Annotated in this window: 23 protein-coding genes; 15 read left to right on the top strand and 8 right to left on the bottom strand. The window is 66.6% G+C overall.

Annotation, left to right across the window (positions count from 1 at the left end):
- The first annotated feature begins 340 nt into the window (after positions 1–340).
- A complete protein-coding gene (locus DW2_RS10340; RefSeq protein WP_038146086.1) occupies positions 341–1,924 on the top strand; it encodes a helicase HerA-like domain-containing protein in 1,584 nt (527 codons plus the stop codon).
- Here DW2_RS10340 and DW2_RS10335 read toward each other — a convergent pair.
- Positions 1,911–2,222, bottom strand: coding sequence for a DUF6477 family protein (locus DW2_RS10335; RefSeq protein ID WP_038146084.1), 312 nt, complete (start codon positions 2,220–2,222; stop codon positions 1,911–1,913). The two genes, DW2_RS10340 and DW2_RS10335, sit on opposite strands and share 14 nt — an antisense overlap.
- Positions 2,223–2,438: 216 nt before the next feature.
- Here DW2_RS10335 and DW2_RS10330 point away from each other — a divergent pair, with 216 nt between their 5' ends.
- The 5 genes from DW2_RS10330 (at position 2,439) to DW2_RS10310 (ending at position 8,413) form a co-directional block, all read left to right on the top strand.
- Positions 2,439–3,566: a DUF6456 domain-containing protein gene (locus DW2_RS10330; RefSeq protein ID WP_038146083.1), complete on the top strand. Its 1,128-nt coding sequence runs from the start codon at positions 2,439–2,441 to the stop codon at positions 3,564–3,566.
- Between the two features lie 113 nt (positions 3,567–3,679).
- Positions 3,680–4,573, top strand: coding sequence for a LysR substrate-binding domain-containing protein (locus tag DW2_RS10325; RefSeq protein ID WP_038146082.1), 894 nt, complete (start codon positions 3,680–3,682; stop codon positions 4,571–4,573).
- A 77-nt stretch (positions 4,574–4,650) separates the two neighbouring features.
- Positions 4,651–5,601 (top strand): lipoyl synthase, encoded by a 951-nt coding sequence (lipA, locus tag DW2_RS10320; protein WP_038146080.1) that lies wholly within the window; start codon positions 4,651–4,653, stop codon positions 5,599–5,601.
- A 186-nt stretch (positions 5,602–5,787) separates the two neighbouring features.
- Positions 5,788–6,807 carry a glycosyltransferase family 2 protein gene (locus DW2_RS10315; protein ID WP_051855860.1) on the top strand — a complete coding sequence of 340 codons (1,020 nt, stop codon included), beginning with the start codon at positions 5,788–5,790 and terminating at the stop codon, positions 6,805–6,807.
- Positions 6,794–8,413: an ArnT family glycosyltransferase gene (locus tag DW2_RS10310; RefSeq protein WP_038146078.1), complete on the top strand. Its 1,620-nt coding sequence runs from the start codon at positions 6,794–6,796 to the stop codon at positions 8,411–8,413. Before DW2_RS10315 ends, DW2_RS10310 begins: the two co-directional genes overlap by 14 nt.
- Before the next feature lie 3 nt (positions 8,414–8,416).
- Here DW2_RS10310 and DW2_RS10305 read toward each other — a convergent pair whose 3' ends face one another.
- The 6 genes from DW2_RS10305 to DW2_RS10280 all read right to left on the bottom strand — a co-directional run bounded on the left by DW2_RS10305 (position 8,417) and on the right by DW2_RS10280 (position 14,528).
- Complete coding sequence (locus DW2_RS10305) at positions 8,417–9,226, bottom strand: glycosyl hydrolase (RefSeq protein ID WP_238321308.1); 810 nt, start codon at positions 9,224–9,226, stop codon at positions 8,417–8,419.
- Positions 9,227–9,447: 221 nt separating this feature from the next.
- Positions 9,448–10,485: a TRAP transporter substrate-binding protein gene (locus DW2_RS10300; protein WP_051855855.1), complete on the bottom strand. Its 1,038-nt coding sequence runs from the start codon at positions 10,483–10,485 to the stop codon at positions 9,448–9,450.
- 38 nt (positions 10,486–10,523) lie between these two features.
- Positions 10,524–11,810 carry a TRAP transporter large permease gene (locus DW2_RS10295; protein ID WP_238321307.1) on the bottom strand — a complete coding sequence of 429 codons (1,287 nt, stop codon included), beginning with the start codon at positions 11,808–11,810 and terminating at the stop codon, positions 10,524–10,526.
- Positions 11,807–12,340 (bottom strand): TRAP transporter small permease, encoded by a 534-nt coding sequence (locus DW2_RS10290; RefSeq protein ID WP_051855853.1) that lies wholly within the window; start codon positions 12,338–12,340, stop codon positions 11,807–11,809. The genes DW2_RS10295 and DW2_RS10290 overlap by 4 nt, the downstream gene beginning before the upstream one ends.
- Before the next feature lie 185 nt (positions 12,341–12,525).
- Entirely contained in the window at positions 12,526–13,815 is a 1,290-nt protein-coding gene (locus DW2_RS10285) for a sensor histidine kinase (protein ID WP_272944426.1), read from the bottom strand.
- Between the two features lie 17 nt (positions 13,816–13,832).
- Positions 13,833–14,528 carry a response regulator gene (locus DW2_RS10280; RefSeq protein ID WP_051855848.1) on the bottom strand — a complete coding sequence of 232 codons (696 nt, stop codon included), beginning with the start codon at positions 14,526–14,528 and terminating at the stop codon, positions 13,833–13,835.
- Positions 14,529–14,646: 118 nt separating this feature from the next.
- On the opposite strand from DW2_RS10280, the gene DW2_RS19980 reads away from it, so the two are divergent.
- From DW2_RS19980 to DW2_RS10265, 4 genes are read left to right on the top strand one after another with little or no spacing between them, the layout of a single operon-like run.
- Positions 14,647–15,369: a protein-disulfide reductase DsbD domain-containing protein gene (locus DW2_RS19980; RefSeq protein WP_051855846.1), complete on the top strand. Its 723-nt coding sequence runs from the start codon at positions 14,647–14,649 to the stop codon at positions 15,367–15,369.
- A complete protein-coding gene (dsbD, locus tag DW2_RS19385; RefSeq protein WP_051855844.1) occupies positions 15,321–16,508 on the top strand; it encodes a protein-disulfide reductase DsbD in 1,188 nt (395 codons plus the stop codon). The genes DW2_RS19980 and dsbD overlap by 49 nt, the downstream gene beginning before the upstream one ends.
- On the top strand, positions 16,508–17,290 hold the full coding sequence (locus DW2_RS10270; RefSeq protein ID WP_051855841.1) for a L,D-transpeptidase: 783 nt from the start codon (positions 16,508–16,510) through the stop codon (positions 17,288–17,290). Before dsbD ends, DW2_RS10270 begins: the two co-directional genes overlap by 1 nt.
- 1 nt (position 17,291) lies before the next feature.
- Complete coding sequence (locus DW2_RS10265) at positions 17,292–17,891, top strand: DsbA family protein (protein WP_038146072.1); 600 nt, start codon at positions 17,292–17,294, stop codon at positions 17,889–17,891.
- Positions 17,892–17,990: 99 nt separating this feature from the next.
- Here DW2_RS10265 and DW2_RS10260 read toward each other — a convergent pair whose 3' ends face one another.
- Positions 17,991–18,581, bottom strand: a complete 591-nt coding sequence (locus tag DW2_RS10260; protein ID WP_038146071.1) for a GNAT family N-acetyltransferase — start codon at positions 18,579–18,581, stop codon at positions 17,991–17,993.
- Positions 18,582–18,960: 379 nt separating this feature from the next.
- Here DW2_RS10260 and DW2_RS10255 point away from each other — a divergent pair, with 379 nt between their 5' ends.
- The 5 genes from DW2_RS10255 (at position 18,961) to DW2_RS10235 (ending at position 26,355) form a co-directional block, all read left to right on the top strand.
- Entirely contained in the window at positions 18,961–20,694 is a 1,734-nt protein-coding gene (locus tag DW2_RS10255; protein ID WP_051855839.1) for a sensor histidine kinase, read from the top strand.
- The gene (locus DW2_RS10250) at positions 20,691–21,308 is read left to right on the top strand and encodes a response regulator transcription factor (protein WP_038146069.1); all 618 of its coding nucleotides are present in this window, start codon (positions 20,691–20,693) and stop codon (positions 21,306–21,308) included. The genes DW2_RS10255 and DW2_RS10250 overlap by 4 nt, the downstream gene beginning before the upstream one ends.
- Positions 21,309–21,402: 94 nt before the next feature.
- On the top strand, positions 21,403–22,149 hold the full coding sequence (dsrO, locus tag DW2_RS10245; RefSeq protein WP_051855837.1) for a sulfate reduction electron transfer complex DsrMKJOP subunit DsrO: 747 nt from the start codon (positions 21,403–21,405) through the stop codon (positions 22,147–22,149).
- Complete coding sequence (nrfD, locus tag DW2_RS10240; protein WP_051855835.1) at positions 22,150–23,271, top strand: NrfD/PsrC family molybdoenzyme membrane anchor subunit; 1,122 nt, start codon at positions 22,150–22,152, stop codon at positions 23,269–23,271.
- A gap of 12 nt (positions 23,272–23,283) precedes the next feature.
- Positions 23,284–26,355, top strand: a complete 3,072-nt coding sequence (locus DW2_RS10235) for a molybdopterin dinucleotide binding domain-containing protein (protein WP_156102943.1) — start codon at positions 23,284–23,286, stop codon at positions 26,353–26,355.
- Positions 26,356–26,411: the final 56 nt, after the last annotated feature.

The raw sequence follows: 26,411 nt of genomic DNA, 5'->3' as shown, positions 1-26,411 counted from the left end.
GCTGCCACAGTTTCGTGAAGGGGATGCGGGCGTTCTCAAAGCGAAAGGGGCCCCGTAAGGAACCCCTTCCTACTTCCCCCTGTCGGACTGGCCGACTTCATCATTGATGGGCACGCTATTGCGGTTTCTTTCACAGGTCAACAGGCAAAATTGAACAGGTTTGAGAGCAGCCCAAGCCCTTTTGACGAAACAAAAAAGACCGCGCCCGTCGGGGCGCGGCCAGTCTGACAGGGAGGAAACGCCCCACCGTGCGGACGAAGCGCTTGGCGGGGCAGGTTCAGACTGGCGCGAACTGGTTAAGATAGTATTGTCTGAGGGGAACAATTCTGCGGGAGGCGGTATGACGGGAGTTCTGACTGAAGAGGGCGTGTTCGTCGGCGGCGGCGGCGAGGGATATGGGACGCCGCAGGAATTGCTGCTCAAGTTCGGCAATCGCCACGGCCTGATCGCAGGCGCGACCGGCACCGGCAAGACCGTCACGCTGCAGATCCTCGCCGAGGGGTTCAGCACCGCGGGCGTGCCGGTCTTCATGGCCGATGTGAAAGGGGATCTCTCGGGGATCGCCACCTCCGGCTCGGAAGCCGCGAAACTGCACAAGCCGTTCATGGAACGCTCCGAGACGATCGGCTTCGATCTGAGCTACCGCGCCTATCCGACCGTGTTCTGGGACATGTTCGGCGAGCAGGGCCACCCGGTGCGCACCACCGTTTCGGAAATGGGGCCGCTCTTGCTGTCGCGCCTGATGGGGCTTTCGGATGCGCAGGAGGGCGTGCTCAACATCGCCTTCCATCTGGCCGACGAGGAGGGACTCGCGCTCCTCGACCTCGACGATCTACGCGCGATGCTGCGCCATGTCGGCGAGCGGGCCGACGAGATCGAGCTTGAATACGGCAATGTCGACACCCGGTCGATCGGGGCGATCCAGCGCCAGCTGCTCGTGCTCGAGAACCAGGGCGGGGACAAGTTCTTCGGCGAACCCGCGCTGGAGCTGTCGGACCTGATCCGCACCGATGCGGAGGGCATGGGGCAGATCAACATCCTCGCGGCCGACAAGCTGATGGCGAGCCCGCGCCTCTATGCGACCTTCCTGCTCTGGCTGCTGTCCGAGTTGTTCGATGAACTGCCCGAGGTCGGCAATCCCGACAAGCCCAAGCTCGTCTTCTTCTTCGACGAGGCGCATCTTCTCTTCGACGATGCCCCGAAGGCGCTGGTCGACAAGGTCGAGCAGGTGGCGCGGCTGATCCGTTCGAAGGGGGTCGGGGTCTATTTCATCACGCAGAACCCGGCCGATGTGCCCGACGGCATTCTCAGCCAGCTCGGCAACCGCGTGCAGCACGCGCTGCGCGCCTTCACCGCGCGCGATCAGAAGGACCTGCGCCGAGCGGCCGAGAATTATCGCGCCAATCCCCGCTTCGACACCGAGATCGCGATCAAGGAGGTCGGCACGGGCGAGGCGGTGACCTCCTTCCTGCAGGCCAAGGGCGTGCCGGGCGTGGTCGAGCGGACCCTCGTGCGCCCGCCGCAATCGCGTCTCGGGCCGCTCACGGTGACCGAGCGCGCGGCGGTGATTGCGCAGACCGGGCTCGGCGGGAAATACGACAAGTCCGTCAACCGGGAGTCGGCACAGGAAATCCTCGCCGCGCGGGCCGAGCTCGCCGCGCGCGAAGCAGCGGAGGCCGAGGCGCGCGAGAAGGCCGCGAAAGTGTCGCGCGGCCGTTCGGAGCTCGAGGACAGCTTCGACGGGTTCAACAAGGCCCGCCGTTACGAGCCCGCCGCCAAGACGCGGCGCAAGACCTCCTCGCGCTCCAGCCGGTCGGATTCGATCGTCGAGACCTTCGGCAAGAGCCTGGCGCGCCAGCTCGGCACGAAGACCGGGCAGGCGCTGGTTCGGGGCGTTCTGGGCTCGCTCTTCAAGTCTCGCTGAGAGCGGGGCGCGGCAGCAGTCGCGCCTCGGCCATCACCGCGATCAGCAACTCGATATGGCGCGCGAAGCTGTAGGTGGCCTCGCCCGCGCGGCGCGCCTGTTCCAGCGCGTCTTCTTCGGCCATCAGCTGGCGCAGCGCGGCCTCGGGATGCGGCGGGTCCGCCAGCCGCATCAGCCGCTTCAGGTCGCGTCGGCGATTGTAGTCGCGCAGCCCGAAACGCGCGGCGCGCACCAGCAGGCGCGGCCGGGTCAGTCCGGAGAGATCGGGGCAGGGCGGGAGCGGTTGCGGGTTGGACATCAATACCTCCGTCATGAAAGAACGGCCGAAGGATGCCTCACCCGATAAGGGTGTTGCGCGGCGCCGCGGTCCTGCGCACGCGCTGCAAAGCTTTGTTTAGGAAGTTTAAGGAAAGCTTGCCTGCGTCCCGTTTCTTAACGAACGGGTAACCAAAGCAACCCACGGTTGTAACTCGGACAGACTCGCCGCCCCGTGCGGCGCCATCTGGGGGACATTATGAATTCGATCGCACCAGTCCCGGCGGAGCTGCCCGCCTGGCTGCCGGACCATGCCCGCCTCTATCTGCGTCATGTGGAAGAGGGGGTGCCGATCCGGGCCCTGGCACGCGCCGAGGGCTGTGCCGCCTCGACCATCCTGCGCCGCGTGCGCCGGATCGAGGCGCGGCGGGACGATCCGCTGGTCGATGAGGCGCTCGACAGGCTCGGTCGAGTGACCGGGCCGGAGGCCGCCAATGTCCTGCGCGCTCCGGGAACGGCCGTGTTTTACAAGGACACATATGCCATGACCGCGCCTTTCCGCACCAAAGAGATTCCCGCCGATGAAACCAGGCTCGTTGCCGAAGCGCGCCGGATCCTGCGCCGGCTGTCAGAGCCCGGCGCGCTGCTGATCGTCTCGACCGAGATGGAGAAGGCGGTGGTGCTGCGCGGCACCGTGCGCACCGCGGTGCTTGAACGCTCGGTCGCGCAGGCTTTCGCGCTCAAGGACTGGATCGAGGTCGCGCATGCGGGCCGTGTGACCAGCTACCGGGTGACGCAGGCGGGACGCGCCGCGCTCAAGCGCATTCTCGAGGAGGATCTGGCCGCGCGCGGCGAGGAGGCGGTCGATCCCTTCGCCGCGCAGCACGGCAGTTTCGAGACGCGCGAGGAGGAGGGGCCGAACGGCCAACGCCGCCGCCTGCGCGCCAATCTTTCGGAAAGCCCGCTTGCGGTGCTCGCACGGCGGCGCGACAAGTCGGGCGTGCCTTTTCTCGGCGCCGATCTGGTGGCGGCGGGCGAGCGTCTGCGCGAGGATTTCGAACTGGCGCAGATGGGGCCGCGCGTCGGGCAGAACTGGGAGCGTTTCCTCACCGGCGGCGGAGGGCGCGGCCAGTATCGTCCCGAACTGACCCAGGGCGGGGGCTCGGAAAGCGCCCGCGAACGGGTGGCTCTGGCGCTGCGCGATCTCGGGCCGGGCCTGGGCGACATGGTCCTGCGCTGCTGCTGTTTTCTCGAGGGGCTCGAGACGGCGGAGAAGCGGTTGGGTTGGTCGGCGCGCTCGGGCAAGATCGTGCTGCGCATCGCGCTCCAGCGGCTCAAGCGCCATTACGACGACACCTATGGCGGGGCGAGCCCGATGATCGGCTGAGCCGTCACGGCGAGCGTGAATTCGGCGCGGGAAAGCCAGTTTGGGGCAGACAAGCGCCACGGCGGGCTATAGGGAAAGACTGTAGCCCCACTGCTTCGGAATAGCTTTCGGTTATGAAGATCACGCTTCGCCAGCTCACCTACCTGCGCGCGCTCGGTCAGACGCGGTCCTTTTCGCGCGCCGCCGAAATCGTCCATGTCTCCCAGCCCGCGCTTTCGGTCCAGATCCGCGAGCTCGAGGATCAGATCGGCCAGCCGCTGGTCGAGCGCCGCCCGCGCGACGTGCGCCTGACGCGGGCCGGGCGGCGGGTGCTCGAGGCGGCCGAGCGGATCGCGGGCGAGTTGCGTGCGCTCGAGGCGGAGGCGCGGCGCGGGCTCGGACAGATCAATCTCGGGGTCATTCCCACGATCGCGCCCTATCTTCTGCCCGCAGCCCTTCCGGGGCTGCGGGCGCAGGGCTCGCTGCGGCTGCGCGAGGCGCCGACCGAGCATCTGCTCTCCGAGATCGCACAGGGCCGGCTCGATGCCGCGATCATCGCCACGCCCGCGCCCGATCTGCACAGCGCGCCGCTTTTCGAGGATCGCTTCCTGCTCGCGGGTACGCCCGATCAACTCACTCTCAATCGCGGCCTCGCCCCCCAGGCACTCGATCCCGATCAGCTTCTCCTGCTCGACGAGGGGCATTGCCTGGCCGATCAGGTGCTGGCGCTGTGCGGGTTGACGCGGGCGGCGCAACGCGTCGATCTCGGGGCCTCTTCGCTCAGCACGCTATGCGCCCTCGCGGCGCAGGGGATGGGGCTGACGCTGGTGCCCGAGATCGCCGCCGTGCAGGAGAGCCGGGCCTTCCCGACGCTGGGGCTGATCCGCTTTGCCGAGGAGCCCGCCCGGCAGGTGCGGCTGGTGCGCGCGCAAGAGGCCTCCGATGCGGATACCTGGTTCGAACCGATCGCGCAGGTGCTGTCGCGGGCGGGCGAGGGGCTGGTTTCGCAGGCCCGCAGGCGGTTCTGAGCCGCCGTCACGCGGAATTTGCATCCGCGCGGCTTTCGGCTTATGTGAAGCGCAACCCCAATCGGAAAGGATATCCGATGCGCGATCTCAAGATCCCCGGTGAACGCCACCCCGAAAAGGCGCATCGCGCCGATAACGCCCAGCCCAAGAAACCCGATTGGATCCGCGTCAAGGCGCCGGTCTCGGAGGGCTACAAGCAGACGCGCGACATCCTCAAGACCAACAAGCTGGTCACGGTCTGCGAAGAGGCGGGGTGCCCGAATGTCGGGGAATGCTGGTCGCAGGGCCACGCCACGATGATGATCATGGGCGAGATCTGCACCCGCGGCTGTTCGTTCTGCAACGTCGCGACGGGCAAGCCCGATGCGCTCGACGTGTTCGAACCGGGGCGCGTCGCCCATGCGGTCGAGACGCTCGGCCTCAAGCATGTCGTGATCACCAGCGTCGACCGGGACGATCTCGAGGATGGCGGCGCCGAGCATTTCGCGCAGACCATCCGGGCCGTGCGCCACCGCTCGCCCGAGACCACGATCGAGGTCCTGACCCCGGATTTCCTGAAATGCGATCCTGCCGCGCTCGAGAAGGTCGTCGAGGCGAGGCCGGACGTGTTCAACCACAATCTCGAGACCGTGCCGGGCCTCTATCCGAGCGTGCGTCCCGGCGCGCGCTATTTCCATTCGCTGCGGCTGCTGCAGCGGGTGAAGGAACTCGATCCCACGATGTTCACCAAGTCGGGCATCATGGTGGGGCTGGGCGAGGAGGCGCAGGAAGTGCGCCAGATCATGGATGACATGCGCTCGGCCGATGTCGATTTCCTCACCATCGGCCAGTATCTCCAGCCGACGTCAAAGCACCATGCGGTGATGCGCTTCGTCACGCCCGAGGAATTCCGCGACTACGAGCGCGCGGCCTATGGCAAGGGCTTCCTGATGGTCTCCGCGACGCCGCTCACCCGTTCGAGCTATCACGCGGGCGATGATTTCGAGCGGCTGCGCGAGAACCGCCTGAAGAAACTGGGCCGGATCTGAGCCACCGCGTTTCGCCACAACTGCGAGCGTCCCTGAAGTGACGAGCCGCGCAGCCAGTCGGTCGCGCGGCTCTTTTCGCCTCAGGCGTGTGAATTCCCCGGTATTTTTCCACCCAAGCCCCTGAAAACAGGGGGGTGTGCTCAAGATTTTCTCGACAGATCACGGGAAATTGAGCACCATCGGGTCATGAACAAGGCGCCAAACCTGCCGCGGTACGCGGTCGAAGGACTGTCGGTCGTCATCCCGGTTTTCAACGAAATCGGCAACCTTCCGCGCTTGCATGAGGAACTGACCGCCGCGCTGGAGGCGATCGGCAAGCCTTACGAGATCATCCTCGTCGATGACGGCTCGACCGATGGCAGCCGCGAAGCCGCGAGCGAGATGGCGGGCGCCGATCCGCATCTGCGCTGCGTGCAGTTCCGGCGCAATTACGGCCAGACTGCCGCGCTGAAGGCCGGCATCGACCACGCCTCGATGGATGTGGTGGTGACCCTCGACGGGGATCTGCAGAACGACCCGGCCGATATCGCGGCGATGGTGGCCAAGCTCGAGGAGGGCTACGATCTCGTCCATGGCTGGCGGCGGCACCGCAAGGACGCGTTCGTCAGCCGCAAGCTGCCCTCTCTGATCGCAAACCGTCTGATCTCGTGGAGCACCGGCTTTCCGATCCACGATCTGGGCTGCACGCTCAAGGCGGTGCGGCGCGAGCTGGTCTCGGAGATCGAGCTTTACGGCGACATGCACCGCTTCATCCCGATCCTGCTGTTCCAGCGCGGGGCGCGCTGCGTCGAGGTGGAGACCAATCACCGCGCGCGCATCGCGGGCGAGACGAAATACGGGATCGGCCGCACGCTGGTCGTCGTGCTCGATCTGCTGACGGTGAAATTTCTGCTCAGCAACGCCGCCCATCCGATGCTGGTCTTCGGCGGTCTGGGCCTTGCGGGCTTCGCGCTCGCGGGTGTCGCGGGGCTGGTGACCGTCACCATGAAACTCTTCGGCGGGGTCGACATGACCGGCAACCCGTTCCTGCTGCTCACGGTGATGGCGGGACTCGCGGGGGTGCAGATGCTCAGCCTCGGCATTCTCGGCGAGGTGCTGGCGCGGGTCTATTACAGCCAGGGCAGGCGCAAGCCCTATGCGGTGCGCCGGCTGGTGAATTTCCAGCGCGATCCGCTGCTCGAGGGAGAGTTGAATGAGCCAGCCTGAGCAAACCTTGCCCGCACCGCGCTGGAAGTCGTGGTCCCTGCAAAGCGTTCTTCCGGTTCAGTTCGGCGACCAGATGCTTCTTGCTGCGATCTTCCTGATCGCGGCGGCGCTGCGCTTCGTTCATGTCACCCAGCCGCTTGTCGACGTGTTCAGCTGGCGCGAGGCCAGCACCGCGATGATGGCCGACAATTTCCGGCTGCACGGCTGGAACATCTTCTTTCCCGAGGTCAGCTGGACCGGGCCGGGCCCCAGCTATCAGGGCCGCGAATTCGAGCTGTTCGCCTATATCGTCGCGATCCTGCAGGCGATCTTCGGCTGGCATGACTGGTTCGGACGGCTGGTCGCGGTGCTGTTCAGCTTGGTCACGGTCTTCTCGCTGCACCGGCTCGTGGCGCTGGTCTGGAACGAGCGCCACGCCCATGCGGCGGCGCTGAGCTACGCGGTGATGCCGGGCGCGATCGTGATCGACAGTTCCTTCCTGCCCGACCCGGTGATGCTGGCGATGATCACGCTGGGGGTCTGGCGCTACGTCGCTTATTGGGTCGAGGGCGGCAAGGGTTACCCGATCCTCGCGACCGCGGCCTTCACGCTCGGAGCGCTCTCCAAGCTCCCCGGCCTCGGGGTCGGGCTCGTCATTCTCTGGCTTCTGGGGCACGCCGTCATGCGCGAACGCTGGCGAGTGGTGGGTCACACGTTGCTGGCGACGGCGCTCGGGCTCGTGGTGATCGCGGGTTATTATTCCTGGGCGGTCTATCTGGGGCGGAGCTATCCTCCCTATCACGTCGCCGGCAGCGGCTATATCTGGGATTACGGGCTCGCGCGCTTCGCGGCCGAGAATTTCTATCTCGACGACATCTGGGACATGGCCTGGTGGTGGTTCTACGGCTACCCGATGATCGTGCTGTTCGGCGTGGGCCTGTGGGTGGGTGTGCGCAAATTCGGCGCCGCAGCGGATGCGGAGGCGGATCCGGCCCTCGTCGCCGTGCCCTATATCTGGCTGCTCGCGGGGAGCATCGTCTATCTCGTCGCGGCGCGCGAGATCAGCAACAACCCCTGGAACCTGCATGTGCTCCATGTGCCGGTCGCGATCTTCTGCGGGCGCGGCCTGATCGCGCTGGCGGAGATCGGCGGCGTGGCGTTGTCGTCCTTGCTCGGGATCGCGCGGCTGGCGGTGATGGTGATTGCAGTCGTCGCGCTGTCGCTGGTGCCGCTGGTGCCGCGCCTGAAGGACCCGCAGGGCGAGGAGGCGCGGCTGATGGGCCAGCGCCTCGATCAGCTCGCCGCGCCGGACGATCTGGTGATCGCGATCAGCCCCGAGGTGGGCGATCCGATCGCGATCTACTATTCGCGGCGTCACGGCTGGGTCTTCCCGCCCGGGGGCGGCGACAAGACATGGTCGGTCTTCGTCGAGGACAACGCCACCGCGATCACCCAGCTCGAGAAGCTGCGAAACGAGGGCGCGCGCTGGTTCGCGGTGACCAAGAACGCGAAAGACTGGAAGAAGCGGCTCTTCGTCGAGCATCACGCGGGCGTGCTCGCCTATCTCGACCAGAATGCCGAGAAGGTCGAGGATACCTCGAACTACCTGATCTACCGCCTCCGCTGAGCCTCAGCGCGGCTCCGAACGAAGCGAAGCCTGGCGCCCGGTGATCCGCGAGACCGCCCGTTCATAGGCCGTGCCGATCGGGGTCGGGCGCAGCTTGTCATCGACGAGGTTGATCTTCGGGTGGCGTCCGTTCTCGACATCGGGATTGGCGGCGAACCAGGCGTGGCGCTCGACGAAGGGCAGGCGCTCCATCATCTGGATCGCAGCCTGGGCGAAGGTGGCGTTTTGCGCATAGGAGACCGATTGCGGGCGCGACCAGTCGATATAGGCGAATTCGGTCACCCAGATCGGGCGCTTGTATTCGGCATGGACCTTGCGCAGCCATTTCTCGAAATCGCGCACGCTGCCATTGGTCGAGTAGTAATGCACCGCCATGAAATCGACGCGCAGCCCCTTGGCCTCGACCTGATCCATGAAGCGGCGCTGCCAGGAATTCTTGCCCAGCGTTCCGCTTTGCATCGTGGCGGGACTGCCGAGCCGGAGCCCGCGCGCCTCGAGCTTGGGCCAGAGCGCGATTGCCTTCTCGACCGGCAGACCGCGCCCCTTGCTCGCGCCGGCATCGGGCTCGTTGAAGCCCAGAAGCGTGCTCACCGGCAGGTCCGAGACGATCTTCTTGTTCACGTCGGAGGGGTTGTGGATCATCGGCACGAACTCGACCGTGCGCGAGCGGCGCCGTTTTTCCCAAAGCTGGTCGGGGCGCCAGTTGTAATACCAGCTGAAGGAGGAGCCTTCCTCGATCCAGCTCAGCATCGTGTAGTTCGAATTCTCCCATGCACCGATCCCCGGTTGTGCCGCGAGGGCAGGGAAAGGCATGAGGAACAATCCCGCTGCAAGGAGTGCCCGTATCATGTCTGCCTCTTGTTTTTCCGTATCCCTAGCAGAAAAAGGCAGGGAGATTGAGGCAGAAATTGGACGCGGATGCCCCTGGGGAAGGATCTGTGGCATTCACGCCCCGGTTGAGCGGAAACCCGCCGGGCGACCCCGAGAAAAGCGTCCGGCCACCCGAGGGGCGGGGCGGCCGGACCAGTCAACGCTCAGAAGTCGGTCTTTTCCTCGTCGATCGAGGTCATCAGTGCATCGAGCATCTGCGCGCCCTCATCGCCGAACTTCTCTTCGATCAGTTTGCGCACCGCGGGTTGCGACGCGTCGGCGAATTTCTTGAGTTCCTCGGGGGCGACGGTGTTGACTTCCATCTTCTTCGCCAGCGCCGGCAGCCCCTTGTCGGAGGCCTCGATCACCCGGCTCATCGCGCGCCCCGCATCGGTGGCCACATCCGCGGCCCAGCTCACGAGATACTGGTCCCCGGGGCTGAGGCTTTTGAAGAAGTCCTCGTTCATCGTCCAGGTATAGGGGGTGATGAGATGGTTGGTGAGCGAAAGATATTTCTGCACCTCGTCGAATTTCGCGAAGGCCACGATCGGCACCGGGTTCATCTCGCCATCGACGACGCCGGTCTGCAGCGCGGTATAGAGCTCCGACCAGGCCATCGGCGTGGCTTTCGCGCCGAGGCTGTCCACCAGCGTCTGCTGGGTCGGCACCGTCATCGTGCGGATCCGAAGCCCGGCCATGTCGTCGATCGTCCTGATCGGCTTCTTCGAGTTGGTGAATTCGAAGAACCCGCCCGAGTCGAGCAGGCCCAGCACCTTCAGCCCGGTCTTGGCCTCGAGATCGGAGCAGAACTTCTTGCCGAAGGAGCTGTCCTTGGTGATCACCTTCGAGGCCACGCCGATATTGGGGAAGGCGAAGGGAATGTCGAACACCCCCACGAGCGGGTAATGCTGGGCCATGCCGCCGGAGGAGGAGATCGCGCTCTCCACCAGCCCGTTGCGGACCTGGTCGATCACCTCGTTATCCTTGCCGAGCTGGCCGTTGGGGAAGAGCTGCACCTCGATCCGGCCGTTCGAATTGCTCTCCACGAGAGATTTGAACACCGCCCCCATCGCGCCCGAATGGCTCGCGAAGGGATCTTCGGGGTTGAGATGGGCGAGCCGGATCGTGATGTCGGCGGCCTGGGCCTGAAGCGCCAGGCAGGCGGCGGCAAGCGTCGTGGCCGCAAGTTTCATGAAGCTCATGGGACTGTCCTTTTCTGTTGGGAGGGGCGCCGCCGGGTTCATAGCCCGAGCAGTCTTGGTATGAAGAGCGTGAGGTCGGGCCAGAAGGCGATGAGCAGCAGCACCGCGACCTCGGCGAGGATGAAGGGCCAGAGCTCGCGCGTGATCCCCTCGACCTTCTCGCCGGTGACCGAGGCCAGCACGAAGAGGCAGGCGCCGACCGGTGGCGTCATCAGCGAGATGTTGAGCGCGAGGATGATCATGATCCCGGCGTGACCCGGCTCCATCCCGATCTGCAGCGTGAGCGGCGCGAGCACGGGCGCGAGGATGATCAGCGTCGCGTTGATATCCATCACCAGCCCGATCACCAGCAGCAGAAGCAGGATCAGCCCGATGATCACCTGGGGGTTGTCGGACACCGTCAGCAGCCCCGACGCGATCGCCTGCGGGATGCGGTTGAAGGTCATCCACCAGCCGAGGATCGAGGCCGAGGCGATGATCAGGAAGATCACCCCGGTGATCCGCGTCGTGCGCAGCGCCACCTCGTAGAGATCGCGCCAGCTCAGCGCGCGGTAGATCACGCCGCCGACGAAGAGCGCATAGGCCACCGCGACCGCCGCCGCCTCGGTGGGCGTGGCCCAGCCACCGAGGATCGAGCCGAGGATGAAGATCGGCAGAAGCGCGGCGAGGAAGCCTTCGCGCAGTGCCTGGGTCACGTTGCGCAATTGCAGCCTGCCCTTGCCCTCGGGCAGGTTCTTGCGCTTGGCGTGCAGCGCGATCACGCCCATGCAGATCGCGCAGATCAGCAGGCCCGGCAGGATCCCGGCCGCAAACAGCCCCGCGATCGACACGCCCATGATCGAGCCGTAGATGATCGCGAGCGTCGAGGGCGGGATCGTCGGCCCGATGATCGAGCCCGCCGCGGTGACCGCGCAGGCATAGGCGCGGGTATAGCCGCCTTTCTGCATCGCCGGGACCAGCGTGTTGCCGAAGGCCGCCGCATCGGCGGTGGCCGAGCCGGTAATGCCCGCGAACATCACGCTCGCGACCATGTTGGAATGGGCCATGCCGCCGCGCATCCAGCCCACCAGCGCATCGGCGAGCCGCACCAGCCCCTGCGTGATCCCCGAACGGTTCATGATCTCGCCGGCGAGGATGAAGAAGGGCATCGCGAGGAAGGGAAAGAGGTCGAGCCCGGCGAAGACCCGGTCGGGCGCCATCGACAAAAAGCGCGGCCCCATGTCGAAGATCCCGATCATCCCGGCCACGCCGATCGAGAAGCCCACCGGCATCCCGAGCGCGAGCAGGCCGAAGAAGGCGACGGTGACGAAGACGATCCCCATCATTCCTCTCCTGCGATGACGGTGGCGGCCCCGGTGCGGTCGGGATCGCGGTCGCTGAAGAAATCATGAATGCCGATCAGCGCCAGTTGCAGGCAGGCCATCAGCGCGGCAAGCGGAACGCCCGCGAAGGGATAGCCCTTCGGGATCGCGTAGATCATCGTCAGCCGCGAGAAGCCGCGCAGCGTGAAGCCGATCCCGTAAAGGAACAAGAGCAGGAAGAAGGTGAAGGCGATCAGGTCGAAGCTCACCGCGAGCCAGCGCCGAACCGGTCCGGGCAGGCGGGTGAAGACGAACTCGACCCCGATATGCTCGCGATAGACGATGCCCGAGGAGACCGCGAGCAACGCCATCCAGATCATCAGGTAACGTGCCAGTTCTTCGGTGAAGGTGACCGGAAGCGGGATGACATAGCGCGCGAGCACGCCCAGCCAGACATCGAGCACGAGAAGCGCGAGCAGCGTCACGCACGCGATCTCGACCACCCGGTTGAGCCGCAGGCTCCAGATACGTGCCCTCGAGGCGATTTGTGACACGGCTGCGAATCTCCCGGATTGGTGTCGTCGCAGCTATGAAAGAAGAATTTCTAATACTGCGAAAAGGCGAAAGGATTTTTCCAGCGGTGAAAATGTCCAGTGCTGAAAAATTGCGCAGAAATGCCGCGGCGCGAAGGTCGGGCGCGTAGCGATCGGGCGGTTTCGCGACAGAGTGCGACGAGCGCTCAGACGGGCAGGGCGATCCGCGTATGGTGGCCGTCGGGGAGCATCTCGAAGCGCAGCTCGCCGCCGAGCGTCTCGAGCGCATCCGTGGCGATCGCCAGCCCGAGCCCGCTTCCGGAATCGTCGAATTGCGTGCCCTTGACGAATTTCTCCGTCGCGCGCGCACGGATCGCCTCGGGCAGGCCGGTGCCGCCGTCGCGCAGGTCGAAAGTGCAGCGCGACCCGTCGAGGCTCAGCGCAAGGCGCACCTCGCCGCCGCTCGGCGTCGCCTGGATCGCGTTCTCGATCAGGTTGCGAAGCGCCAGCGTCAGCAGGAACTCGTCACTCGCGATCTCGTGCCGCTCCTCGGGCAGGTCGAGACCGAGTGCGACGCCGCGCCGGTCCGCAAGATCGGTGAGGTCCGCGAGCGTCTGGCGTGCGACCGCGCCGGGATCGGTGCCCGCCGTCTCGCCCTTGCGCTGCTCCACCCGGGCGAGATCGAGAAGCTGGCGCACCATCCGGTCGGTCCGGGTGACCGAACGCTCGATCGCCGCAAGCGCATGATCGCGCGTCGCATCGTCCTCGGCGCGGCGCGCCACATGGGCCTGCATCTTCAGCCCCGCAAGCGGGGTCTTGAGCTCATGCGCGGCGTAGCTGATGAAGTCGCGCTCGCGGCTGCGCGCGATGGCGAGGCGGTGCAGCAGGTCATTGAGGGCGCGGGTGACGGGCCGGATCTCGCGCGGCGGCGATGGGCCTTCGGGCAGGGCGCCCAGATCGCTCACCTTGCGGCCCTCGAGCTGGCGCGCGAGCTGATCGAGCGGGGCGAGACCGCGCGCGGTCGCGAACCAGATCAGCGCGGCCATCACCGGCAGGATCACCAGCGCGGGCCAGAGGAACCCCGCGACAACGTCATGCACCAGCTTGTCGCGCATCGCGAGGCTGTCTCCCACCATGACCTGCCCGCCAAGGTCGCGGTTGACGATCGCGAAGACGCGCAGCCTTTCTCCGTTCTGGGTGATGTTGCGAAACCCGGTATCTTCCGCAGGCAGCAGCCGCTCGGCCGGCGCCCCTTGCGAGCGGCCGACGAGCTCGCCCGAGAAGGACCAGATCTGGCAGAATTGCTGATGCTGGTATTGCGCATCGGCGGGAAGCGAGATCTGCGCGGGATCATGCGTGTTGAGCGAGATCTGGTTCTTCGAGACCAGCGACGAGACCATCCGCGCGGCCTCGATCAGCCGGGCGTCGAGCACCCGAGTCACCTGCGCGCGCGTCGAATGCTCGATCCAGAGCACCGCCGAAAGCCAGACGGCCAGCGTGGCGCTGATCAGGATCAGGAAGAGGCGGAGACGGATCGAGATGGCAAAGCCTCCTTCGGGCGGATGCGGTAGCCGATGCCGCGCAGGGTTTCGATGAAGTCCCGGCCCAGCTTGGAGCGCAGGTGATGGATATGGACCTCGATCGCGTTGCTCTCGATTTCCTCGCCCCAGCCGTAGAGCCGCTCCTCGATATCGGATTTGGCGAGCACCCGGCCCGGGCGCTCCACCAGCGCCAGAAGGACCGAGAATTCGCGCCGCGACAGGTTCAGGTCGCGGCCGTCGAACGTCGCCCTGCGCGCGCCGGGATCGACGCTGAGCCCGTTGACGGTGATCACCGCCTCGGCCCGGCCCTCGGCGCGCCGCGCCAATGCGCGCAGGCGCGCGGCCAGTTCGTCGAGATCGAAGGGTTTGCCGAGATAGTCGTCCGCCCCCGCATCGAGCCCCGCGATCCGGTCGCTCACCCCGTCGCGGGCGGTCAGAAGCAAGATCGGCTCGCGCCGCCCCTCGCGGCGCAGCTCGGCCAGCAGGTCGAGCCCGGAGCCGTCGGGCAGCATCAGGTCGAGCACGATCGCGCCGTATTCGGTGCCCGCAAGGGCTGCGCGCGCATCCTCGAGCGTGCCCACCGTGTCAGGGGTGAACCCCGCCATCCGGAGGCCCACCTGCAACCCGTCCGCAAGCACTTCATCATCTTCGACGACCAACAGCCGCATGTTCTCTCCTTTTGCCGCAGTGTCGGCCGCGAAGCTTAAGACTGACTTAAGATTCGGCGGTGATCCAGCCGCCATGATCGGAAAAGCTCTCCTCCCCCGTCTTCTTCGCGCCCTGGCCATGGCTGGGTTTGTTCTGCTTTCTCTCGCGCCCGGTCTGACCGCGGCGCAGGGATTCGAACTGCTCAAGCCCGGCGGGCAAAAGCCGCTCAGCCCCGATGAGGCCTTTCAGGTCCACACCGAATGGGGCGACGATGGCAAGCTGGATGTCTCGATCGACATCGCGCCGGGCTATTACCTCTATCGCGAACGGCTCACGGCCTCCGCCGCCGATGGCGCGCCGCCGAAGGTCTCCTCCGCCCCCGGGGTGATGAAGGACGACCCGAATTTCGGGCGCATCGAGGTCTGGCACGATCACACGACGGCCGAGGTGAGCCAGATCACCGGCCCCTTCACGCTGACCTGGCAGGGCTGCGAGGAAAAGGGGCTGTGCTACCCGCCGCAAAGCCGCGAGCTGGTGCCGCCCGACGGCTGGGTCACGGCGTCGGCGCGTGCCGAGACGCTTCAAGGCGCGGCCCCGTCCCCCGAGACCGCGCCCGAGACCTCTGCGCCAGAGAGCATGCAGTCGGCAGATCAGCCCGCTGCGGCCCCGGGCGGCGCGACCGGGACCGGCCTCACGCTCGACACGAATTCCGGGCTGGTCGCGGGGCTTGCGGAAAAGGGCGGGGCCGCGCTCGTGGTGCTGGCCTTCTTCGGCTTCGGCCTGCTGCTGGCCTTCACCCCTGCGTTCTGCCGATGGTGCCGATCGTCGCGGGGATGCTCGGGGCGCAGGGCGAGAAACTGACCGCCTTGCGCGGGCTGAGCCTCACCGGCGCCTATGTCGTCGCGATGGCGGCCGCTTTCGGGGCGCTCGGGATCGTCGCCGCTTGGTCGGGGCAGAACCTGCAATTCGTGCTTCAGGCGCCCGCCACCATCGCCGCGCTCGCGGCACTGTTCGTGGTGCTTGCGCTGTCCTCCTTCGGCCTGTTCGAGCTGCGCCTGCCCGAGGCGGTGACCTCGCGGGTCGGCGCGGTGCGCGGCCCGCGCGGGACCCTGGCCGGGGCGGCGCTTCTGGGCTTCACCTCGGCGCTGATCGTGGGGCCTTGCGTCACCGCGCCGCTGGCCGGGGCGTTCCTCTATATCGCGCAGACGGGCGATGCGGGGCTCGGCGCCTCCGCGCTCTTCGCGCTCGGGCTGGGGCAGGGTGTGCCGCTTCTGGCAGTGGGTCTTTTCGGCTCGGCGGTGCTGCCGCGCATGGGCGGCTGGATGGTCGGCATCAACCGTGCCTTCGGCGTCGTCTTCCTCGGCGTGGCGATCTGGCTTCTGGGCCGGGTCGTGCCGGGGCCGGTGGTGCTGGGGCTCTGGGCGCTTCTGCTGATCGGCGCGGGCGTCTGGCTCGGTGCGCGCGACCAGATCCCCGCCGATGCCCCCAATTCGAAGCGGCTTCTGGCGGCGCTCGGGATCGTCGCGCTTCTCGCCGGCATCCTTCAGGGCGTCGGCGCCGCGACCGGCGCGCGCGATCCGCTCAACCCTCTGGGCCCGCTGGTGGCCCGCGAGGGGTCGGGCGCCGCGCCGCGCCCGGCCGAAGCGGCTTTCGTCCATGTCGAGACCCCCGCCGAACTGAAATCGGCGCTCGCCAACGCTTCGGGGCGACCGGCGATGCTGCTGGTGACGGCGGAATGGTGCACCTCGTGCAAGACCCTCGAACACGAGGTGCTTCCCGACCCGGCGGTGCAGGCGGCGCTGGCCGGCGTGACCCCGATCGCGGTCGACGTGACCAAGACCGGGGCGCCGCAACAGGAACTCCTCAAGGATCTCGGCGTTGTCGGCCCGCCCACGATGATCTTCCTCGGTGCCGATCATGGTGAGCGGTCCGGCTCGCGTCTCGTGGGCGAGGTGAGCGCCAGTGAACTTGCCGCCGCACTCAAGGAGGTCGAGAACTGATGCAGATGTCGTTCACCAAACCCGCCGCGACCGCGCTGCTTCTGCTGCTGGCGGCCTGCGCGCCCCGGCCCGATGCCGCGACGCCCCCCGCCGAGGGGACCGCGCCGGAGACCGCCGCTACCCCGATGCCGAGCCCCGAGGTGCTCGCGATGTATGGCGCGGAAGAGGATGACGGCCGGGTGATCCCCGCGGTCGATCCGAAGTTTCTCTCCGACGCGAAAGCCCGGCAGGAGGTCGATTACTGGACCGACGAGAAACCCGGCACCATCGTCGTCGACCCCTGGGCGCGCCGGCTCTACCTCGTGAAGGAGAACAACCGCGCGCTCCGCTACACCGTCGCGGTGGGCGAGGACGGGCGCGGTTTCTCGGGCGAGGCGCATATTCCCTATCAGCGCGAGTGGCCGAGCTGGACGCCCACACAGAACATGATCGCGGAAGATCCCGAGCTTTACGGCCCGGTCAAGGACGGGCTGGAGGGCGGGCTCGAGAACCCGCTGGGCGCGCGCGCGCTCTATCTGCACCGGGGCGGCAAGGATACGCTCTATCGCATTCACGGCACGATGGACGATTCCAGCATCGGCAAGGCGACCTCGGCGGGCTGCATCCGCCTCTTCAACCAGGACATCATCGACCTCGCGGAGCGGGTGCGTTCGGGCACGCATGTCGTCGTGCTCACCCGCGCGCAGAGCGGCAAGGGCACGGTGCCTCCGGGCCAGCCCCTGCCGCCGGTGGACTATCGCCCGGAAGACTTTCCGGCCAATCCAACAACACAGGAGACATGACATGATGAACCGCAGAACCCTGCTCGTGGCCGCGGGCAGCGCCCTCGTCCTTCCCAGCTTCGCGCGGGCAGAGGACATCAGCCCGCAGGCGGTCTTCCATGATCCCGATGCGCCCGCGCTCGGCAATCCCGATGGCGACGTGACGCTGGTCGAGTATTTCGACTACCAGTGCCCCTTCTGCAAAAGCAATCACCCCGTCGTCGAGAAGGTGATGAAGGAGGACGGCAATCTGCGCGTCGTGATGAAGGACTGGCCGATCTTCGGGCCGCCCTCGGTCTACGCCTCGCAACTCGTGCTCGGCGCGCAATCCTTCGGCGGGTACGAGAAGGGTCTCGAGGCGCTGATGGCCACCAAGGGCAAGCTCAGCAACGAGCTGATCGACGACACGCTGAGCGCCGGCGGCGTCGATCCCAAGAAGGCCCAGGCAGGCTACAAGGCCGACCAGAAGAAGATCGACGCGCTTTTGTCGCGCAATTACGGTCAGGCGGTCGGCATCGGGCTGCAGGGCACCCCGGCCTATATCATCGGCCGCGACATCTATCCCGGCGCGGTCGACGAGCAGACCCTGAAAGACGCCATCGCGCTCGCGCGGGGCGCGTGATCGCAGGCAGGAGCAGGACGGGAAGGGCGGTCGTTTGGCCGCCCTTTTTCCGTGGGGGCGTCGCTCGGATTGGCCCGTAACGCGGCCAAGCGGCCATTCTCAGCCCGGCCGGCTCGCCAGTTTCCAAGAGAGATTGGCCTTCACCATCGGCCACTCGCTGGCAATGATGGAATAGGCGGTCGTGTCGCGGATCGTGCCGTTTTTCATGATCATCTGGGACCGCAACACACCGTCGAGTTTTGCCCCCAGACGCTCTATTGCGCGGCGGCTTTGCATATTCAGGACATGCGTCCTGAACTCGACACAGATGCAGTTCAGTTCCTCGAAGGCATGGCGCAGCAACAGCAGCTTGCACTCCGTGTTCAAGGGGGTTCTCTGAACGGATTTCCGATACCAGGTCGAGCCGATTTCGAGCCGTTTATTCGCCGGATCAATGTTCATGTAGCTCGTCATTCCAACGGCTTGGCCCGTCGAATTGTCGATAACGGCGAAGGGCAGCATCGCCGAAAGCGCGAGCCTGCGGTCGATTTCGTCTGCCATGCCCTCGGCGTCCGGGATCGTCGTGTACCACAATTCATGCAACGCGCCGTCGGCCGTCGCTTCAGCCAGATCGTCGCGGTGAGCCTGCGAGAGCGGAACCAGAGAGACGAATTTCCCTGTGGCTGAAAACGGCGCGGGCCAACTGCTCATTTCTATCCCTCGATATCCGGAATACCTCGGAACAAAGGATGAAACCCGAAAGCATGCAAGCCGAAACTTCTGCGCCCGTCCTTGCAGAGGCAGCATTGCGTGCCCCTCCTTTCCCGCGCGTGCCGGAAAGGGGGGAGCGACGCGGATCAGCACGGTTGCGCGGCCGGTCTTTTCCGTTGCGCTCCGACAGATCGTTTGACGCGGGCGGCGGAACTTGCGAATTCGAACCCACGCGCCATCCTGGGCGGCGCGAGACGAGCGGAAGGATGAGAGCGACGTGAGGTGGTTCCGGGCGCGCAGGTCGGCAGGCGACCCTCCGGCGAGGCAGAGCCGCGGTTCCGGCGCTCTCCTTCTATGGTTTGCGCTCTCGCTCGCCTTCATGCCTGGCGCGGCGCAAGCGAGGGATCTGCTGAAGATCGGCGTTCTCGATTATGCGGGGGCCGAGCATTCGCGCGATCACTGGGAGCCGACCCGGGCCGCGCTTGCAGCGGCGCTGCCCGATCACCGCTTCGAGATCGTCGCGCTCGACCTGTCGCAGCTCGAGACCGCGCTGCGCGAAAACCAGATCGACTTCGTGATCACCAATCCGGGCAATTACGCCGAGATCGAGCAGCGCTACCATGTAAGCCGGATCGCGACCGCCGAGGACGATGCACCGGTGGCCTCGACCCTGGTGACGACGAGCGACATTGCCACCCTGAAGGATCTGGCGGGAAAGCGCCTCGCGATCGTTTCGCCCGAGGCTTTCGGCGGGTTCCAGACGGTCTGGCTGGAAATGGCATCCGCCGATGCGGGGCTGCCGCGGCGGGTCAAGCTCGAGGTCACCGGCTACCCGATGCAGAAGGCGGCCGAAGCGGTTCTCGACGGCAGCGCCGATGCGGCGGTGTTGCGTGGCTGCATGCTCGAGCAACTCCGGCGCGATGCGCCCGCGCGCTATGGCAGGCTGCACGCTTTCGCCGAGAACGAACAGGCCAGCGCCGAGGCGGGATGCGCGTTGTCGACGCCGATCTACCCCGGCTGGCCCTTCGCCAAGGCGCGCGGCACCTCGCCGGTTCTCGCCAAGCGTGTCGCGATCGCCCTGATGCAGATGCAGGAGGGGAATTTCTGGACCGTGCCGCTCGATTACCAGCCGGTCCACGCATTGATGCGCACGCTCCAGATCGGGCCCTATGCCCGCACCGGCCCGGTTTCGCTGCGCGCCTTCGTCTCCGATTACCGCGACTGGATCATCGCCTTCGGGATCGCGCTGATGTTCTGGGGGATCTACTCGGTGCGCATCGAGACGCTGGTGCGCCGCCGGACGCGGTCCCTCGACGAGGCGAATGCGGCGCTGACCCGCGAAATCGCCGAGCGCAAGCGCGCGGAAGAGGCCGATCGCCGCCATCGCCGCGAACTCGAACATGTCGCGCGCCTGTCGATTCTGGGCGAGATGGCGACCTCGATCGCCCATGAGCTCAACCAGCCCCTGAGCGCGATCTCGAACTATGCGCAGGGCTGCCTGTTGCGGATGCGGGTGGGCCGGTTCACCGAGGCCGACATGCAGCGCGCAACGCAGGAGATGGCCGATCAGGCCGAACGGGCCGCGACCGTGATCAAGCGCATCCGCGCCTTCGTCGGCAAGCGCGAGCGCCGTCTCGACCGGGTGGCGCTTCCCGCCCTGATCGAGGATTGCAGCGCGATCTATTCCGGTTCGGCCCGCCGCGCCGGGGTCGAGGTGGTCACCGATATCGCGCCCGTGCTGCCCGAGATCATCGCCGACGGGGTGCAGTTGCAGCAGGTCATCCTGAACCTCGTACAGAACGCCATCGACGCGATGGGCGAGGAGCCGCCCGAGAACCGCTGGCTCAAGCTGAGGGTGGTGCCCCATGCCGACCTGATGCGCGGCAAGGGGGTGCGGATCTCGGTGCGCGATCGCGGATACGGGATGAGCGATGCCGCGATGGACCATTTCGCGGAGGCCTTCTATACGACCAAGTCCGAAGGGATCGGCCTCGGCCTTGCCCTGAGCCGTTCGATCGTCGAGGCGCATGGCGGATGGATGCGCGCGGAGCGTCCCGAGGACGGCGTGGGGCTGAGGGTCATCGTCTGGCTGCCGGAAGGGGAGAGCGCATGAGCGCAGAGGGCATCATCCATATCGTCGATGACGACCGTGCGGCGCGCGAGGGGCTGGGGTTCCTGCTGTCCTCGCTGGGTCTCGAGATCGAACTGCACTCCAGCGCCACCGCCCTGCTGGCGAAACTGGGGACACAACGCGAGGGATGCATCATCGCCGATGTGCGGATGCCGGGCATAACCGGGCTCGACCTGCTCGACGAACTGGCCCGGATCGAGTGCCCGCTGCCGGTGATCATGGTCACCGGTCACGGGGATGTCCCGATGGCGGTGCGCGCGATGCGCTCGGGCGCGATCGACTTCTTCGAGAAACCGGTGAACGGCATGGCGCTGATCGAGCGGCTCCGCGAGGCCCTCGCCGAGAGCCATACCCGCGCCGAGGCGGAGCAGGGGGCCGTCCAGCTGCGGCGCCGGATCGACAGCCTCACCGCGCGCGAGGCCGAGGTGGCCCGCGCCGTTCTCGCCGGGCGGCAGAACAAGCAGATCGCGGCCGATCTCGGGATCAGCCTGAAGACGGTGGAAATCCACCGCCATCACGTGATGGAAAAGATGGGCGCGGGCTCCGCGGCCGAACTGGTGCGGCTGCTTGTCGCGGGGGGCTGGTCCGAAACCTAGGGGTTAACCCCTAGCGGATTCGGGTTTCCTCGGATTCCGGCCCTGATCTCAAAGTCCTAGTCTCCGGCTGACCCACATAGAAAGGATCAGCCAAATGGACACGACTCGCCGCGGGTTTTTCGGAGCCATCGGACAGGTGACCATCGGTGCTGCGGCGACCGTCGCGGGTGCGACCAGCGCGGCCGAAGCCGCCTCGGAGGACGGCCATGTCCCGCATTGGGGCATGGTGGTCGATCTGAGAAAATGCATCGGCTGCCAAGCCTGCACGGTTGCCTGCATCATGGAGAACCATGTTCCGGAAGACGCCTTCCGCACCCATGTTTCGGTTTATGAACTCGTCAAGGACGGCCACGACCCCGCGATGGTCATGCTGCCGCGCCTGTGCAACCATTGCGACGATCCGCCCTGCATCCCGGTCTGCCCGGTCGAGGCGACCTTCAAGGCGGAGAATGGCGAGGTCCTGGTCGATGCCGACAAATGCGTGGGCTGCGCCTATTGCGTTCAGGCCTGCCCCTATGACGCGCGGTTCATCAATCACGAGACGCAGACGGCCGACAAATGCACCTTCTGCTTCCACCGCACGCAGTCGGGGCTGTTGCCGGCCTGTGTCGAAACCTGCGTCGGCGGCGCGCGCAACTTCGGCGATCTGAACGATCCCGGGAGCGAGGTCGCGACGCTTCTGCGCGAGAACGAAGTCTCGGTGCTGCGCCCCGAGATGCATACCAATCCCAACGTTTATTACATCGGTCTCGATGACGTGCTTCAGGGTCGTGTGGCGGGCGAAGCCGCCTATCACCCCGAGATGCCCGCCGAGGTCACGCATCACGGGGAGGGCCTTTGAATGGGCGTCCAGGTTCACGAATTGGTCGGGGCCGTGCATGAGGCAGCTTGGCTGCCCTGGGCGGTTCAGTATTTCTTTCTCGTCGCGATCTCCGTGACCGCGCTGCTGCTGTCGCTGCCGGCCTTCGCCTTCGGTCGCGAGGACATGGTGGCGCAGGGGCGGCTCGCGCTGATGACCGCGGTCACCACCGGGATCACCGCGCCGATCGCGCTTCTGGCGGACCTGCACCAGCCGTTCCGCTTCTGGGAATTCTTCGTCTACACCCACAAGACCTCTTGGATGGCCTGGGGCGCCTGGATCGTGCCGTCCTATGTCGGACTGACCCTCGCTTTCGCCTGGGCGGTGCATCGGCCCGGCTTCGCGGCGCTGGGGCGCGGCGAGTGGCGCTATGCGCGGCTGTTCCGCTGGCTGAGCCTGGGCGGCGAGTCGAACGCCTTCGCCCGCCCGCTGGGGATTGCCGCGGGGATCGCCGCGATCGGCATCCTGACCTATACCGGCACCGAGGTGATGGTGGTGCGGGCGCGTCCGCTCTGGAACACGCCGTTCCTGCCGCTGCAATTCGCCGCCACCGGCTTCGTCGGCGCGCTGGGCGTGATGCTCGTGCTCGAACGCAGCCTGATCCGCAACGTCGCGCTCGAAGCCCGGCTCAACCGGCTGCTCGCGGTCGCTCTCGCGGTGGTCGGGGCGCTCGGTATCGCCTGGTATGGCGTCGCGATCTCGGGGATCAGCCCGCGCCACACCCAGGCCCTCGCCTCGGTCGCAGGCTTCCCGGTCTGGCACCGGATCGTCTACTGGGCCGGGCTTGCCGTCGCGATCCCCTTCGCGCTGGCTCTGCTCGCGCCGCGCCGGTCGGGCTGGATCACCGGGCTGATCGCGATCCACGCCGCCTGGATGTTCCGCTGGACCGTGTTCATGGGCGGGCAGGCCGTGCCGAAAGTGGGCTCGGGTCTCTATGACGCGATGATGCCCACCGGGCTCACCGGCCTGATGGGGGTGATCGGGACCTTCGGCCTCTGGCTCTTCCTGTTCATCGCCTACACCACCTTCATGCCTTGGGACGAGGCGCAGTTGCCCGAAGGGGATACCCCCGACACGCCCGCCCGTCCTGCACGCTCTGTCTGAGGAGAGATAATGATGACCACGCGTCGCAACATTCTCAAAGGCGCAGCCGCCGCCGGTGCGCTCGGCACCTTCGGAGCGGGCTATGCCGGCACCGTCAAGAAGCTCGCGAAGGGCAAATGGTCGGGGGAGGCGCCCGACAAGCGCCTCACCGGCTTCGCCCCCGATCCCGAGTTCCGCATCGATCCCGAGACCGGAGATGTCGTTCTCAACCCCGATCAGGCGATGAGCTACACGATGTGCATCGGCTGCACCACGATGTGCGGGGTCCGGGTGCGCGTCGACAAGGCCAATAACAAGGTCCTGCGCGTCGCGGGCAACCCCTACAGCCCGATGAGCACCGATCCCTTCATCGCCTACGAGACCCCGGTGCGCGACAGCTTCAAGGCGCTCTCGCAACTCGGGCCGGATCAGGGTCTCGCGAACCGTTCCACCGCCTGCGGCCGCGGCAATGCGGTGCTCCAGCAGGTGGACAACCCGCGCCGCGTCCTCAAGCCGCTCAAGCGGGTCGGCCCGCGCGGTTCGGGCAAATGGGAGACGATCAGCTTCGAGCAGCTCGTCAAGGAAGTCGTCGAGGGCGGCGATCTCTTCGGCGAGGGCAAGGTGGCGGGCCTGAGCGAGATCCGCGATCTCGAGACCCCGATCGTGAAGGGCGCCCCGGAATTCGGACCGCGCGCGAACGGCCTGGTGCTGATGAACTGCGTCGATGACGGGCGCGACAACCTCGTGCTGCGCTGGCTCAAGCAGAGCTTCGGCTCGACCAACTTCACCCGCCACGGCTCCTATTGCGGCGGGGCCTACCGCTCGGGCTCGGGCGCGCTGTTCGGCGATTTCAAGAAGATGCCGCATGCCAAACCCGATTTCCTGAACGCCGAGTTCATCATCTTCGCGGGCACCGCGCCCGGCAATGCGGGCAACCCGTTCAAGCGGATCGGCACGCTCATCGCGAAGGCGCGCTCGGACGGCAACCTGAAATATGTCGTCGTCGATCCGGTGCTCAACAATTCGCAGAACGGCCCCTCGGGCGATCGCTCTCGCTGGGTCCCGATCCGTCCGGGCACCGATGGTGCGATGGCGATGGCGATGATCCGCTGGATGTTCGAGAACGACCGCATCAACTCCGATTATCTCGCCCAGCCCTCCAAGGCCGCGGCCGAGGCCGCGGGCGAGGCGAACTGGACCAACGCGACCCATCTGGTGATCGTCGATCCCGACCATCCGCGCTTGGGCCATTTCCTGCGCGGCTCCGATCTCGGTCTCGAGATCGCGGGCGACCGCTATTCCGACGCCGACCCTCACATGGTCGCATCCCAATCCGGTGCCGTCCCTGCCGGACCCTCCGCCGCGCCGCTCTTCTTCGACGGCGTGGCGGAGACCTCGGGCGGCCCGGTGGCGGTCAAAACCTCGCTCACGCTCCTGCGCGAGGAGGCGATGGCCAAGACGCTCGAGGAGTACTCGGCCGATTGCGGCATTCCGGCAGACACGCTGGTCTCGCTCGCACGCGAGTTCACCAGCCATGGCCGCAAGGCCGCGGTGAACAGCCATGGCGGGATGATGAACGGGTCGGGCTTCTACAACGCCTATGCGCTGATGATGCTCAACACGCTGATCGGCAACCTGAACTGGAAGGGCGGCACGATGATCGCCGGCGGCTGGTTCCCCGACAATAACGGGCCGGCCTACGATCTCGCGAAATTCCCCGGCGCGGTGAAGCCCAAGGGCCTGCCGATCGGGCGCAACGTGCCCTATGAGAAGACCTCGGAATTCAAGGCGAAGAAGGCCGCGGGCAAGCCCTATCCGGCCGACGCGCCTTGGTATCCGAACGCACCCGGACTCGCGACCGAGTGGATCTCCTCGATGGTCAACGGCTATCCCTATCCGGTCGAGGCGCTGATCTTCCGCAACACCAACCCGGTCTACGGCATCCCCGGCATCTCGCATCTGGTCGAGAAGATGAAGGATCCGAAGGTGATCCCGCTGATCATCTCGGTCGATCCCTTCATCAACGAGAGCACGGCGATCTCCGATTACGTGATCCCGGACTCGGTGATGTACGAGACCTGGGGCTTCACCAAACCCTGGGGCGGCGTCGCCACCAAGACGACCACCGCGCGCTGGCCGGTGATCGATCCGAAGATGGAGAAGAATGCCGAGGGCGAGCGCATCGGGCTCGAAACCTTCCTGATCGCCACGGCGAAACGGATGGGGCTGCCGGGCTTCGGCGACAAGGCGATCCCGGATGCGGATGGCAATCTGCACCCGCTCAACCGGGCCGAGGACTGGTATCTGCGCGGCGCGGCCAATGTCGCGACGATCGGAAAGCCGGTGCCGGAAGCGAGCGACGACGATCTCGAGGTCTCGGGGGTCTCGCGCATCCGCGCCGATCTCGAAGCGACGCTCAAACCCGGGGAGTGGCGCCGCGCGGCGACGATCTTCGCCAAGGGCGGGCGCTACGAGAATATCGAGCACAGCTACAAGGGCGACAAGGCGACCCATGCCTTCGGCAAGCCGATGCTGGTCTATAACGAGGGGCTCGGCACCTTCCGCCGCGCCACGACCGGCACCTGCCTGCCCGGAACGCCGGCCTGGCGCGAGGCGGAATTCGCCGATGGCAGCAAGGTCGCGGAGCACTATCCCAAGGCCGACTGGCCGGTGCATGTGGTCAGCTACAAGTCGCCGCTGCAGAACTCCTACTCGGTGGGGGCGAAGGCATTGCTGCGCATCGTCGCCTCGAACCCGGTGCAGATCGGCGGAGAGCTGGCCCGGGCGCACGGCATCAAGACCGGCGACCGGGTGCGGCTGACGACCCCGGGCGGTGCGCTCGAAAGCGTCGCGGTGGTGCGCGAAGGGATCGCGCCCGACACGGTGGCGATCGAGCATGGCTTCGGCCACCGCGCCTTCGGGGCCGAGGATATCGTCATCGACGACGAGACCTGGCCCGCCGATCCGCGGCTCGCTGCGGGTGTGTTGCTCAACGATCTGGGCATCATCGACCCGACGCGCGCCAAGCCCGGTGTCTGGGTCGATCCGGTCTCGGGCACGGCGGTGCGCCAGGGCCTGCCGGCGCGGCTCGAACGGGTCGCCTGAGGGCAAGGCGAAGAGCAGGGCGCCATCGGGTGACCTGCGTCCTGCGGTTCCCGCGG

It is taken from the genome of Thioclava atlantica (genome assembly GCF_000737065.1).
Taxonomy (GTDB): Bacteria; Pseudomonadota; Alphaproteobacteria; order Rhodobacterales; family Rhodobacteraceae; genus Thioclava; species Thioclava atlantica.
The sequence above is the reverse complement of the archived record's forward strand: the minus strand, read 5'-3'. Positions and strand labels throughout refer to the sequence as shown.